Source organism: Pseudonocardia sp. ICBG601, from assembly GCF_020496245.1.
Genome location: NZ_JAHLJA010000148.1, coordinates 2158121 through 2171106 on the forward strand (window position 1 = coordinate 2158121; position 12986 = coordinate 2171106).

The 12986-nt window shown below is 73.3% G+C and carries 11 protein-coding genes; 5 read left to right on the forward strand and 6 right to left on the reverse strand.

Annotated elements, in window-relative coordinates:
• Window positions 1-41: 41 nt before the first annotated feature.
• Window positions 42-1559 carry a glycerol kinase GlpK gene (glpK, locus tag KPL57_RS39690; RefSeq protein ID WP_226355606.1) on the reverse strand — a complete coding sequence of 506 codons (1518 nt, stop codon included), beginning with the start codon at window positions 1557-1559 and terminating at the stop codon, window positions 42-44.
• A gap of 52 nt (window positions 1560-1611) precedes the next feature.
• Window positions 1612-2352 carry an MIP/aquaporin family protein gene (locus KPL57_RS39695; protein ID WP_374203678.1) on the reverse strand — a complete coding sequence of 247 codons (741 nt, stop codon included), beginning with the start codon at window positions 2350-2352 and terminating at the stop codon, window positions 1612-1614.
• Window positions 2353-2651: 299 nt separating this feature from the next.
• Here KPL57_RS39695 and KPL57_RS39700 point away from each other — a divergent pair, with 299 nt between their 5' ends.
• The gene (locus tag KPL57_RS39700; protein ID WP_226355607.1) at window positions 2652-3413 is read left to right on the forward strand and encodes an IclR family transcriptional regulator; all 762 of its coding nucleotides are present in this window, start codon (window positions 2652-2654) and stop codon (window positions 3411-3413) included.
• The gene (glpK, locus tag KPL57_RS39705; protein ID WP_226355608.1) at window positions 3410-4927 is read left to right on the forward strand and encodes a glycerol kinase GlpK; all 1518 of its coding nucleotides are present in this window, start codon (window positions 3410-3412) and stop codon (window positions 4925-4927) included. Before KPL57_RS39700 ends, glpK (KPL57_RS39705) begins: the two co-directional genes overlap by 4 nt.
• A gap of 46 nt (window positions 4928-4973) precedes the next feature.
• On the opposite strand, the gene KPL57_RS70670 is transcribed toward glpK (KPL57_RS39705), so the two are convergent.
• From KPL57_RS70670 to KPL57_RS39725, 4 genes are all read right to left on the reverse strand, one after another.
• Entirely contained in the window at window positions 4974-5369 is a 396-nt protein-coding gene (locus tag KPL57_RS70670; protein ID WP_308253084.1) for a MarR family transcriptional regulator, read from the reverse strand.
• 782 nt (window positions 5370-6151) lie between these two features.
• A complete protein-coding gene (locus KPL57_RS39715; RefSeq protein ID WP_226356670.1) occupies window positions 6152-7435 on the reverse strand; it encodes an MFS transporter in 1284 nt (427 codons plus the stop codon).
• Between the two features lie 20 nt (window positions 7436-7455).
• Window positions 7456-8145 (reverse strand): GntR family transcriptional regulator, encoded by a 690-nt coding sequence (locus KPL57_RS39720; RefSeq protein WP_226355610.1) that lies wholly within the window; start codon window positions 8143-8145, stop codon window positions 7456-7458.
• Window positions 8142-9419 carry an NAD(P)H-dependent oxidoreductase gene (locus tag KPL57_RS39725; RefSeq protein WP_226355611.1) on the reverse strand — a complete coding sequence of 426 codons (1278 nt, stop codon included), beginning with the start codon at window positions 9417-9419 and terminating at the stop codon, window positions 8142-8144. The genes KPL57_RS39720 and KPL57_RS39725 overlap by 4 nt, the downstream gene beginning before the upstream one ends.
• Before the next feature lie 206 nt (window positions 9420-9625).
• On the opposite strand from KPL57_RS39725, the gene KPL57_RS39730 reads away from it, so the two are divergent.
• From KPL57_RS39730 to KPL57_RS39740, 3 genes are all read left to right on the forward strand, one after another.
• Window positions 9626-10942 carry an SLC13 family permease gene (locus tag KPL57_RS39730; protein ID WP_226355612.1) on the forward strand — a complete coding sequence of 439 codons (1317 nt, stop codon included), beginning with the start codon at window positions 9626-9628 and terminating at the stop codon, window positions 10940-10942.
• Window positions 10943-10965: 23 nt separating this feature from the next.
• The gene (locus KPL57_RS39735; protein WP_226355613.1) at window positions 10966-11865 is read left to right on the forward strand and encodes a hypothetical protein; all 900 of its coding nucleotides are present in this window, start codon (window positions 10966-10968) and stop codon (window positions 11863-11865) included.
• Between the two features lie 110 nt (window positions 11866-11975).
• A complete protein-coding gene (locus KPL57_RS39740) occupies window positions 11976-12980 on the forward strand; it encodes a TerC family protein (RefSeq protein WP_226355614.1) in 1005 nt (334 codons plus the stop codon).
• Window positions 12981-12986 lie beyond the last annotated feature (6 nt).

Below are 12986 nucleotides of genomic sequence, written 5' to 3' on the forward strand. Positions count from 1 at the left end.
TCGCCCCCACGTGTGGTGAGGGCGACACCGGGCGGGTGGTCCTACTGGACGTCGACCCAGTCCAGGGTCCGCTCGACGGCCTTCTTCCAGCGGCCGTAGCCCTCGTTGCGCTGCTCCTCGGACCAGGTCGGCTCCCAGCGCCGGGCCTCGTTCCAGTTCTCCCGCAGCTCGTCGGTGTTCTTCCAGAACCCGACGGCCAGCCCGGCCGCGTAGGCCGCACCGAGCGCGGTGGTCTCGGCGACGACGGGCCGCGAGACCGGGACGCCCAGCACGTCGGCCTGGATCTGCATGCACAGCTCGTTCTGGGTGACGCCGCCGTCGACCTTCAGCGTCTCCAGGGTCACCCCGGAGTCCTTGGTCATGGCGTCGCTGACGTCGCGGGACTGGTAGCAGATCGCCTCCAGCGTGGCCCGGGCCAGGTGCGCGTTGGTGTTGAACCGGGACAGGCCGACGATCGCGCCGCGGGCGTCGGAACGCCAGTACGGCGCGAACAGGCCGGAGAACGCCGGGACGAAGTACACGCCGCCGTTGTCCTCGACCTGGCGGGCCAGCGACTCCGACTGCGAGGCGCCGGAGATGATGCCGAGCTGGTCGCGCAGCCACTGCACGGCCGAGCCGGTGACCGCGATGGAGCCCTCCAGCGCGTAGACCGGACGCTCGCCCTCGAACTGATAGCACATCGTGGTGAGCAGGCCGGACTCCGAGCGGACCAGCTCGGTGCCGGTGTTGAGCAGCATGAAGTTGCCGGTGCCGTAGGTGTTCTTGGCCTCGCCGGGGGCGAAGCAGACCTGGCCGACGGTCGCCGCCTGCTGGTCGCCCAGGTCACCGGTGATGGGGACCTCGCCGCCGAGGGGGCCGTTCGCGAGGGTTTTCCCGAACGCGGTCGCCGACGACGACGGCTTGATCTCCGGCAGCATCTGCCGCGGGATGCCGAAGAAGCCGAGCAGCTCGTCGTCCCAGTCGAGGCTCTCGAGGTCCATCAGCATGGTGCGGCTGGCGTTGGTCACGTCGGTGACGTGCAGCCCGCCGTTGGTGCCGCCGGTGAGGTTCCAGATGACCCAGGTGTCGGTGTTGCCGAAGACCGCGTCGCCGTTCTCGGCGGCCTCGCGGACGCCGTCGACGTTCTCCAGGATCCACTGGATCTTGCCGCCGGAGAAGTAGGTGGCGGGCGGGAGACCGGCCTTGCGGCGGATGACGTCACCGCGGCCGTCGCGGTCGAGTGCGGTCGCGATCCGGTCGGTGCGGGTGTCCTGCCAGACGATCGCGTTGTAGTACGGGCGCCCGGTGCGCCGGTTCCACACGACGGTGGTCTCACGCTGGTTGGTGATGCCCAGCGCGACCAGGTCGGACGCGGACAGTCCGGTCTTGGTGAGCGCCTGCTGCAGGCAGGTGTTGGTGCGCTCGATGATCTCGATCGGGTCGTGCTCGACCCAGCCGGCCTGCGGCAGGATCTGCTCGTGCTCCAGCTGGTGGCGACCCACCTCGTTGCCGCTGTGGTCGAAGATCATGAAGCGGCTGGAGGTGGTGCCCTGGTCGACGGCGCCGACGAACTCGGCCATGAGTTCTCCTGTGTGTCTCGAGCGGGTGGTTCGGGGGTGGGGGCGGGTGCGGTCAGCGCACGTCGCCGACCTCCTGCGGAGCGTCCTCGACGGGGATGTAGCGGTCGATCAGCAGCTTGAACAGGCCGCCGCCGACGAGGGCGCCGACCAGCGGCGCGACGATCGGCAGCCACCAGTACGGCGTGCCGTCACCGGTGACCCACGCGGTCTCGTACCCGGTGATCCACGATGCCAGGCGCGGGCCGAAGTCGCGGGCCGGGTTGATGGCGTAGCCGGCGTTCGCGCCCCAGGCCATGCCGATGCCCACGACCAGGATGCCGATCATGAACGGGGCCATGTTGGACAGCGGGCCCTTGTTGCGCGGGTGGACCAGCGCGAAGATCACGAACACCAGGATCGCGGTGCCGACGACCTGGTCGAAGAACGCCGTCGTGATCGTCGTCGGGTCGCCCGGCGAGGTCGAGAAGATGCCCTGGGTGTCGGTCAGGTTCGGGTCGACCGAGCGGATGAAGTCGGCGTAGACGAACCGGACGATCAGCGCGGCGACGAACGCACCGAGGGTCTGGGCCAGCACGAACGGCGCGACCTTCCGCCACGGGAAGCCCTCGTAGACGGCGAACGCGAGCGTGACGGCCGGGTTCAGGTGGGCGCCGGAGATCCGGCCCGCCACGTAGACGCCCAGCATCACGCCGAAGCCCCAAGCCCAGGCGATCGAGTCGTAGGCGCCCTTCGAGCCGTCCGGTGTGGTGACGACCTGCGCGACGACGCCGACGCCGAAGAGGATCAGGATCATCGTCCCGGCGAACTCGGCGCTCAGCTCGCCGATCAGCGACGGCGCCTTCGCCGTCGCCGGTGTCGTGCGTGTGGCCCGGGTCGCCGGTGCCGGTTCGGCTGCCGTGTTCTCGGAGCTCGTCATCGAACCCCCTCCTGGGTGAGTCCCCTCGCGGAGCCGGGCGGCCCCGTCGTGTGATGCGCGACGCTAGGAGTGCGGACGTGCCCGGGCAACGCAGACCGTTCGACGATGCCGAACGTTGCGGGTCGATCGGTCCATGATCCAGTCCGCGGAGCGTCCGGACGGCCTACGATCGCTGCGTGGCACGGGCGATCCAGTCGGTGGAGCGGGCGGCGGCGCTGCTGCGGCTGCTCGGCGGCGCGGGGCGCCCGCTGGCGCTGGCCGAGCTGGCGGCGGCCCTGGACCTGCCGCGCCCGACGGCGCACGGTCTGCTGCGCACCCTCCGCGAGGAGGGGCTGGTGGCGCAGGAGTCGTCGTCGGGCCGCTACCTGCTGGGCGAGGGGCTGGGGCGGCTGGGCACCCCGTGGGACCGGCACGACCTGCGCGCCCGGGCGATGAACTGGGCCGACGCGCTGGCGGCGGGCACCGGCTGCGCGGTGTACCTGGGCGTGCCGTCCGCCGACGGGGCCGGGGTCGACGTGGTGCACCACGTGTTCCGGCCCGACGACACGCCGCAGCGGCTGCGGACCAACACCACCCAGCCGTTGCACGCGACGGCGTGGGGGCGGTGCCTGCTGGCGTTCGCGCCGGCGTCGGTGCGGGCGGTCGAGCCGCTGGAGACCTACACCCGGGCGACCGTGACCGACCCGGCGGCGCTGACCCGCGAGATCACCGCGATGCGGCGGCGCGGCTGGGCGGCCGACGCCGGCGGCTGGGAGCCGGGCGTCGGCGGGCTCGCGGTGCCGGTCCGCAGCGGGGGCGGGCTGACCGTCGCGGCGCTGGGGATCGGTGCCCCCGTCGAGGAGCTGTTCGCCGCGGACGGCCGCGCCCGCCCGGAGGCCGTCGTCGAGCTCGTCGCCGCGGCCGCCGAGATCGCCGACGGGCTGGAGGGACTGACGTGAGCGGCCTGTCGTCGGGGGAGCGGGTGGTCGCCGCGATCGACCAGGGGACGACGTCGACGCGCTGCCTGCTGTTCACCCGCTCGGGCCGGATGGTCGCGGTCGCCCAGCGCGAGCACCGGCAGCACTTCCCGAGCCCGGGCCGCGCCGAGCACGACGCGTCGGAGATCTGGCGGGCGGTGACCCGGGTGGTGCCCGCGGCACTGCGCCGGGCCGGGCTGGGGCCGGAGAACGTCGTCGCGCTCGGCATCGCCAACCAGCGCGAGACGACGGTCATCTGGAACCGGCGCACCGGGGTCCCCCTCGCGAGGGCGATCACCTGGCAGGACACCCGGACCACCGACATCGTCGCCGGTCTCGCCGCCGACACCGACGCCGCCCGCTGGGCCCGGGTCAGCGGGCTCGGCCCGGCGACGTACTTCGCGGGCCCGCGGCTGCAGTGGCTGCTCGACCACGTGCCGGGCGCGCGCGACGGCGCCGAACGCGGCGAGGTCCTGTTCGGGACGATGGAGTCCTGGCTGATCTGGAACCTCACCGGCGGCCCCGACGGCGGCGTGCACGTCACCGACGTCACCAACGCCAGCCGCACGATGCTGATGGACCTGCGCACGCTGGAGTGGTCCGACGCGCTGTGCTCGGCGCTGCGGGTGCCGCGGGGGATGCTGCCGACCATCGTGCCGAACGCCCGCGTCTACGGCCGGTGCTCCGGTCTGCTCGACGGGGTGCCGGTCGCCGGCGCCCTCGGCGACCAGCAGGCGGCGCTGGTGGGCCAGACCTGCTTCGCACCCGGCGAGGCGAAGTGCACCTACGGGACCGGCGCGTTCCTGCTGAAGAACACCGGCTCCCGCATCGCGGGCTCCGAGGCCGGCCTGATCCCGACCGTCGGCTACCTGTTCGGCGACCACCCGGTCTACGCGCTCGAGGGCTCCATCGCGATGACCGGCTCGCTGGTGCAGTGGTTCCGCGACGCGCTGGGCATGATCTCCACGGCGGCCCGGATCGAGACGCTCGCACTGACCGTCCCGGACAACGGCGGCTGCTACGTCGTCCCCGCCTTCTCCGGTCTCTACGCCCCGCACTGGTACCCCGACGCCCGCGGCGTGATCGTCGGCCTGACCTCCTACATCCATCGCGGCCACCTCGCCCGCGCGGTGCTGGAGGCGACCGCGTGGCAGACCCGCGAGGTGCTCGACGCGATGAACGCCGACTCCGGCCTGCCCGTCACCCGCCTGAAGGTCGACGGCGGCATGACCGCGAACCACCTGCTCATGCAGTGCGTCGCCGACGTCCTGGACCTCACGGTGGAACGCCCCCTCGGGTCGGAGGCGGTGTCGCTCGGCGCGGCCTACGCGGCCGGCCTGGCCGTCGGCTACTGGCCGGATCCGGAGGTGCTGCGCCGCAACTGGCACCGGGCGGCCGCCTGGGAGCCGACGATGGACCCCGGCCTGCGCCGCCGCGAGCACGACAACTGGAAGCGGGCGGTGCAGCGGAGCACGGGGTGGGCGCGCCCGGACTGAGCCCCGGCCGGCCCGCCCCGCCTCGGCGGGAGGTGCCGCGCACCCCTCAGGTTTCTTCCGCCCGCCGTCGACGCCGTCGGACCCGGTCCCGGTGCTCGCGGTCCCGCATCTCCTGGACCCGGCGCACACCGACGTCCAGGAGGCGCCCGGTCACCGGCCGGAACCAGTCGACCCACTCAGCGGGGACACCGGTCACGATCCGCCGGGCGCCGGTGTCGGTCACGTCCTCCCAGAGGTTCTCGTGGGCCCGCGTGGTCGCGAGGACGAGCAGCCGTCGACCGTCCTCGGGATCCGGCTCGCGCTCGATCAGGTCGCGCTCCTCCAGCCGCGCGAGCAGCCGGGTGGTACCTCCGGTCGCGAGCCCGACGGTCTCCGCGACCTCGGCGCCGGTCATGGCCCGCCGGCCGAGCAGCAGCTCGGCGAGCACCGTGTACTCGTGCACCGTGAGCCCGCACCGCTCGGCGACGGACCGGATCCGGTAGAAGCCGAGCAGCTCCGCCCGGGCGAGGAGCGGTCCGAGCGCGTCCGCGGTCTCGTCCCGGACCCGCCGGTCCTCCTCCGCCTGCCTCGCACGTGCGTCCTGCTCCTCGACCTGCCTCGCACGTGCGTCCCGCTCGGCGGCCTGCCTCGCACGTGCGTCCCGGTCGGTGACCTGCCGGCCGGTGTCCCGCTGATCGGGGTCATTCTGATCGGTGTCCCCGGGGTCCCCGGTCGCTCCGTCGGGCTCCGGCGGCTCGACGGGGTCGGTGCTCCGGCTCCCCGGGGTGAGGTCCGGACGAACTCGCTTACCGGGTAAGCGAATTCCTTGGACCTCCCCACCCGGCGCCCGGAGCGGCTCGTCCTCCGCACCCGGACGATCTGCCCCGGAGCCGCAGCCGGAACCGCAGCCGGCGTCGGAGTCGGAACCGCAGCCGGCGTCGGAGCCGGAGCCGGCGTCGGAGTCGGAGATGGCGCCGGGCGCTGACGGTGTCCCGCCGTCGGACGGACCCGGGGACCCTGTTCCGCGAATTCGCTTACCCGGTAAGCGAGTTCGCGGAACAGAGGCACCCCGCGGGCCCCGGTCGGGTCCGCCACCGGCCGTGGCGTGGTCCGTGTCGCGCTGCATGGGGAAGCGGTAGCAGTCCGGCCGGTCCACCACGCCGGATTCCGTCGGGCGGTTCGCGATCGTGGTGTCGCCGCCGGTGCCGGTGCCGGTGCCGGCGGGCCGCGGGGTGGTGCGGTGGGTCAGCGGGTGAACGCCCCGGCGTCGGTCAGGTCGGTGGTGCGGGTCTCGTGCAGGCCCCACACGCACAGGCCGGACACGGCGGCCAGCCCGGCGATCAGCAACGACACCGGCCAGGACGCGCCGGTCGTGGCGACCAGGCTGGTGGCGAGCAGTGGCGTGATGCCGCCGCCGACGATGCTGGAGGCGTTGTAGCCGATGGACGCGCCGGTGTAGCGGTAGCGGGTCGCGAACAGCTCCGGCAGGAACGCGCCCATCGGGGCGAACACGCCGGCGAAGGCGATCATCGCGACCGAGAAGCCGACGGCGACGAGGATCCCGTCGCCGGTGCCGAGCAGCCAGAACAGCGGGAACGCCCACAGCACCGCGAGGATGCAGGCCCACAGGCAGACGCGCCGTCGTCCGACCCGGTCCGACAGCACTGCGAGGAGCGGGGTCGCCACGCCCATCACCGCGGCGGCGACCATGGCCGCGACCAGCAGCGTCGTGCGGGACAGGCCGAGCTCGGTGGTGCCGTAGGACAGGCTGAAGGTGGTGACCGTGTAGAAGATCGTGTGGGTGATGACCATCCCGCCGGTCGCGAGCAGCAGGGACCGGGGCTGGCGGCGCACCACCTCGGCGACCGGTGCCTTCTCGCGCTCCTGCTCGAGCATCGCCTTCTCGAACACCGGGGTCTCGGCGATCCGCAGCCGGATGTAGAGCCCGACGACCACCAGCACCGCGCTGGCCAGGAACGGCACCCGCCAGCCCCAGGCGGCGAACTGCGCGTCGGTCAGGGCGGCGGACAGCGCGAGGAACGCCCCGCTCGCGATGACGAACCCGACCGCCGGGCCGACCTGCGGGAAGCTCGAGTAGAGCCCGCGACGTCCCGCCGGGGCGTGCTCGGTGGCCATCAGCACCGCGCCGCCCCACTCGCCGCCGAGCCCGAAGCCCTGCAGGAAGCGGCACAGCACCAGCAGCACCGGCGCGGCGATCCCGATCGTCGAGTACGTCGGCAGCAGTCCGATCGCGACGGTGCCGACGCCCATCGTCAGCAGCGAGACGACCAGGGTCGCCTTGCGCCCGACCCGGTCGCCGAAGTGTCCGAACGCGACCGCGCCGACCGGGCGCGCGACGAACCCGACGCCGAAGGTCGCGAACGCCGCCAGTGTGCCGGTCAGCGGGTCGAGGTCGGGGAAGAACAGCGTGCCGAAGACCAGGGCCGCGGCGGTGCCGTAGATGTAGAAGTCGTAGAACTCGATCGCGGTGCCGATGAAGCTGGCCACGGCGATGCGCTGCGCCGACATCGTGGGTGCGGCGGGCTCGGTCACTGGTCCCCCTCCTCGCGCGGCATCCGCCGCAGCAGCTCCGGTCCGAAGCGGGTCACGTGGGCCCGCGCGGCGGCCTCGGCGCGGGCCGGGTCGCCCGAGGTGATGTCGTCGAGCAGCGTGCGGTGGCTGTCGGCGATGTCGCCCAGGTCGTCGTAGAGGTCCCGGGACAACCGGAAGACGTGCTGCAGCGGCGCGGAGATCGTCTCCCAGGTGTGCAGCAGGCGCCGTCGTCCGCAGAGCTCGTGGATCCGGCGGTGCAGTGCGAAGTCCAGGGTCACCGCGGCGGCGCTGTCCCGCGCGGCGCAGGCGGCGTGCAGGTCGTCGACGATCCGGCCGAGCTCCCGGGCGTGCTCCGCCGATCCGGTCGTGGCCAGGGACCGCACGGCCAGCGGCTCGGTCGCGGCGCGCAGCGCGATGATCTCCTCGGCGTCGTCGGCGGTCAGCGTCGCGACCCGGGCGCCGCGGCGGGGGAGCAGCACGACCAGCCCCTCGGCGTCGAGCCTGCGCAGCGCGTCGCGGACCGGGCCGCGGCTGATCCCCAGCCGCTCGGCGAGGTCGCGCTCGACCAGCCGCGCGCCGTCGCGCAGCTCCCCGGACAGGATGAGGCCACGGACCCGGTCGGCGACGGCGTCACCGAGACCGGGATGCGCCGCGAGGTCCCCGCCCCACGTCGCCGGATCGCTCACCGGGCCTCCAGCTCGGCCCGCAGGCGGTGGGCGACACCGGTCCCGGCGGCCGGCTCGACGTCGTCGCGGGAGACCGGGGTGCCCGCGGCGACGGCGCGCCGCAGCGTGAGCCCCTCGGCCAGCCCGATCGGCAGGAACCCGCCGGCCCGGGCCGCGGCGGCCGGGCGGACCACGCCGTACACGGTCGAGCCGCCCTCGCCGTCGAGCCGGTCGCCGGGGACCAGGTCGCGCTTCGCGGTGGCGACGACGTCGGCCACCCAGTCCCGCGGCCGCCCGGAGTCCAGACCGCGGGCCCCGGCGGCGCACACGCTCTGCGCCAGCTCCAGCCCGATGAGGTGGTACGGCCGGTACATCGCGGTGTAGCGACCGGACGGGTCGGTGCGCAGCCCGTAGTTCGCGAAGCAGGCCGCCACGTAGTCGCTCGGCGCCTCGAGCGTCACGTAGACGCCCCAGCGCAGGTCGCGCTCCACGGGGGTGCCGTCGCGGTGCAGCGACGACACGACCTCGACCGTCCCGGTGCGGTCCAGGACGCCGCCCGCCTCGCGCGGGACGCACACCCGGTGCAGGTCGTCGGTGCCGGCGGGCGGGAAGGCGAGCCCGTCGTCGGGCGGGAGCAGGCCGGTGGCGTTCGCGACGGCCGCCATCTCGATCGCGGACTTCGTGCCGTCGAGGAAGGAGTTGAACATGACCGGGTTGAGCCCCGAGGCCGCCGCGTGCCCGGGGGTGAACCCGTAGTGGCCCCACACCGTCTCCGGGGTCGAGCGGTGGTACTCCGGCAGGTACTTGGTGCCCTTCCCGGCGGCGACGACGCCGAACCCGTTGGTCCGCGCCCAGTCCACCAGCTCGCAGATCAGGCTGGGCTGGTCGCCCGAGGCCATCGTGTAGACCACTCCCCGCTCGGCCGCGCGGGCCGCGAGCACCGGACCGACGAGCACGTCGGCCTCGACGGTCACCATCACGACGTGCTGCCCGGCCTCGATCGCGCCCAGCGCGTGCGCGGCGCCCGCGACGGGGGAGCCGGTCGCCTCGACGACGACGTCCACGTCGTCGGCCCCGAGCACCGCGTCGACCGAGGTCGCGACCCGGGCCCCGGTGAGCCCGGCGGTGTCCAGTGCGGCGCGGGCGCGCTCCTCCGAGAGATCGACGACGGCGCTGACCTGCAGGTTCGGCACCCGGGCCGCCTGGTGCAGGAACATCGTCGCGAACGTGCCCGCGCCGATCACGCCGGCCCGGACCGGTGTGGAGCGCTGCTGCATCGTCTCGAACAGACCCATCCGGTGCCCCTCCACGCCGCGCCGCCGTGCCACCCCGCTGTGACCGGCGGTGGCACCGTGCGCCGGTACACGGTCGACTGTCAATGGTTGACCAGACTCTGGAACGCCGCGATGTGGTCGCTTGCTCACGATGTGGGCGATCTGTCACGGTGTCGACCGGCCCGGTCACCGCCGTCCGGGCCGGTCGACACCGAGGAGCGAGGCCGATGGGGCCCGAGATCATCGCGATCGCCGTGCTGGTGGTCATGTTCGTGATCGCCACGACGATGCCGGTCAACCTCGGCGCACTGGGGTTCCTCGCCGCGGCCGCGGTCGGGATCGGCGTGCTGGGGCTGAGCCTTGACGACGTCCTCGCGGGCTTCCCCGGAGACCTGTTCCTGCTGCTCGTCGGGCTGACCTACCTGTTCGCGCTGGCGACGGCCAACGGCACCGTCGACCTGCTGGTCCACTGGGCGATGCGGGCCGTCCGCGGACGATTGGTGCTCGCGCCGTTCGTGTTCTTCGCGATCTCCTGCGGGCTCTCGGCGCTCGGGGCGTTGTTCGCGGTCGCGATCGTCGCGCCGCTGGCGATGCCCTTCGCCCGGCGCTACGGCATCAACCTGCTGCTCATGGGCATGATGGTCGTGCACGGCGCGCTCGGCGGGGCGTTCTCGCCGATCACCGTCTACGGCGCGTTCGTGAACTCGACGATGGCGACCGTGGGCCTGCCCAGCGACCCGATCGCGCTGTTCCTGACCCCGCTCGTGGTCAACGTCGTGATCGCCGTCGGGATCTTCCTGGTGCTCGGCGGCCGGTCGCTCGTCGGGCGCACGGTCGACCCGGTCGAGGCACCGGGCGACGACGCCGCCCCCGCCGGGGACGCCGGGACCGGGACCGGGAGCGCCGCCGCGACCGGCACCGTGACCGAGGCCCCGGTCGTCGGCCGGGTCGGGCTGGAGCAGGGCATCACGCTGGCCGGCATCGCGCTCATGGCCGTCGGCTCCGCCGCGTTCGGCTGGGACGTCGGCGTCGTCGCGCTCGCCGTCGCGATCGTGCTGCGGCTGGTCGCCCCGCGCCGCCCGGACGTCGTCGGGAAGATCTCCTGGTCCACCGTCCTGCTGATCTGCGGTGTCGTCACCTACGTCGGCGTGCTCCTGGAGGCCGGCGCGGTCGACCTGGTCTCCTCGGGGATCAGCGGGATCGGCGCACCGCTGCTCGCGGCGCTGCTGCTCTGCTACGTCGGCGGCGTGCTCTCGGCGTTCGCGTCCTCGGTGGCGATCCTCGGTGTCGCGATCCCGCTGGCCCTGCCGTTCCTGCAGCAGGGCGAGGTGTCCGCGGTCGGGATGGTGGCGGCGCTCGCGGTGGCCGCGACCGTCGTCGACGTCAGCCCGTTCTCCACGAACGGGGCGCTGGTGCTCGCCAACGCGCCCGCCGACGTCGACCGGGACCGCTTCTACCGCCAGATGCTCGCCTACGCGGGCGTCGTCGTGCTGGTCGGCCCGCTGCTGGCCTGGGCACTGCTCGTGCTGCCCGGCATCCTCTGACCCGCCCGACTAGCGTCGCGGCCATGAACGACGCCGCCGTGGCCGCCGGGCGCCTCGCCCGCGGGCTGGAACCGCTGCACTCCCAGGTCTACTTCGCCCCCGAGGGCGAACCGGCCTACACCGCCGCCGGGCTGGAGCCGGGTCGGATGAGCTACTTCGCCCCGCGGGCCGCACCGATGGGCGCGGTCGGAGCCTCGGTGGTCACCGCGACGTTCTACAACTTCTCCCCGCGCCTGGTCGCGAGGTCGGTCCCGCGGGCCTGGGAGCTGGTGTCCGCACCGGACCTGCTCGACGTGCGGTTCGCCGTCGCCGACGCCTCGCTGCGCCGCACCCTGGGCGGCGACGCCGTCGCCTCGCCCGAGATGGCCGAGGCCGCCGGGCTGGCCCGGACCGCGGCCGGGGCCGTCACCCCCGACGGGCGCCCGCTCGCCGCCGGCCACCTCGACGTGCCCTGGCCGACCGCGCCGCACCTGGTCCTGTGGCACGCGCTGTCGATCCTGCGCGAGCACCGCGGCGACGGGCACATCGCGCTGCTGGTCGAGGCCGGGCTGTCCGGGCTGGAGGCGCTGGTCACCGCGACCGCGACGGGCACCGGGTTCACCGTGGCCTTCGCCCGCGGCAGCCGCGGCTGGTCGGCCGCCGAGTGGAACGCCGCCGTCGCCGGACTCGCGGACCGCGGCCTGCTGCAGCCGGCCGACACGGCCGGGGACGACGCCGTCGAACCGGTCCTGACCGAGGAGGGCACGGCGCTGCGCAAGCGGATCGAGAACGACACCCACCGTCTCGGTGCCGCCCCGTGGTCCGCGCTCGGCGCCGACGGGGCCACGCGGCTCGGCGAGCTCGGCGGGGCGTTCGTCCGGACGGCCCTGGCGAACGGGGCGTTCCCCGCCGAGGGGGTCTTCGCGGCGCGTCCGAAGGGCTGATCACGGCCCGCGCCCGGCCCCAGGACGGGCGCGGTGTCCTGACTGCCCGATATGGTGCGCTCCGCAACCGACCGCCGTGGTCGGTGCGGTGACCTGCAGGAGGACCCCCGGTGCTCGAGATCAGCGGTCTCGAATGGGCCGTCACGATCGGCGTGATCATCGCGCTGCTCGCGTTCGACCTCGTCCTGGGCTGGCTGCGGCCGCACCGGGTGGGATTCAAGGAGGCCACCGCCTGGTCGGTGTTCTACATCCTGGTCGCGATCGCGTTCGGACTGGTGTTCGCGACGATCCACGGCTGGGACTTCGGAACCCAGTACTTCACGGGCTACATCGTCGAGAAGAGCCTGTCGGTCGACAACCTGTTCGTCTTCGTCGTGATCATGACGACGTTCGCGGTGCCGGAGGAGCACCAGCACAAGGTGCTGACCTTCGGCATCGTGCTCGCCCTGATCATGCGCGCGATCTTCATCGCGGTCGGGGCGACGCTGCTGAACCTGTTCTCGTTCATGTTCCTGGTCTTCGGTCTGCTGCTCCTGTGGACCGCCGTGCAGCTCTACCGGCACAAGGACGAGGACCCCGACATCGAGGACAACATGGTCGTGAGGGGCGCGCGCAGGCTCTTCCCGGTCACCGAGGAGTACGACGGCGGGAAGCTGTTCACCCGGGACAACGGCCGCCGGGTCGCGACCCCGATGTTCATCGTGCTGGTCTCGATCGGCGGCATCGACCTGCTGTTCGCCCTCGACTCGATCCCCGCGGTGTTCGGCGTGACCCAGGAGGCGTTCATCGTCTTCACCGCCAACGCCTTCGCGCTGCTCGGCCTGCGGGCGCTGTTCTTCCTGGTCAAGGGCCTGCTGGACCGGCTGGTCTACCTGTCGGCCGGGCTCGCGGTCATCCTCGCGTTCATCGGCGTGAAGCTGATCCTGCACTGGCTCCACGTCGACATCTCGCCGGCCGTGCCCGAGATCCCGACCATGGTCAGCCTGGTCGTGATCCTGGGGATCCTCGCGGTCGTCACCGTCGCCAGCCTCGTCAAGACCAAGGGCGACCCGTCGATGACCGCCCACGCCGGGTCGCTGCGCGCCCGCAAGGAGCGCTCCGAGCAGCGCGACTGAGCCGGT

Coding starts and splice junctions, on each gene's coding strand:
- glpK (WP_226355606.1), bottom strand. CDS start 1,559: ATGGCCGAGTTCGTCGGCGCCGTCGACCAGGGCACCACCTCCAGCCGC.
- KPL57_RS39695 (WP_374203678.1), bottom strand. CDS start 2,352: ATGATCCTGATCCTCTTCGGCGTCGGCGTCGTCGCGCAGGTCGTCACC.
- KPL57_RS39715 (WP_226356670.1), bottom strand. CDS start 7,435: ATGTCGGCGCAGCGCATCGCCGTGGCCAGCTTCATCGGCACCGCGATC.
- KPL57_RS39725 (WP_226355611.1), bottom strand. CDS start 9,419: ATGGGTCTGTTCGAGACGATGCAGCAGCGCTCCACACCGGTCCGGGCC.
- KPL57_RS39730 (WP_226355612.1), top strand. CDS start 9,626: ATGGGGCCCGAGATCATCGCGATCGCCGTGCTGGTGGTCATGTTCGTG.
- KPL57_RS39735 (WP_226355613.1), top strand. CDS start 10,966: ATGAACGACGCCGCCGTGGCCGCCGGGCGCCTCGCCCGCGGGCTGGAA.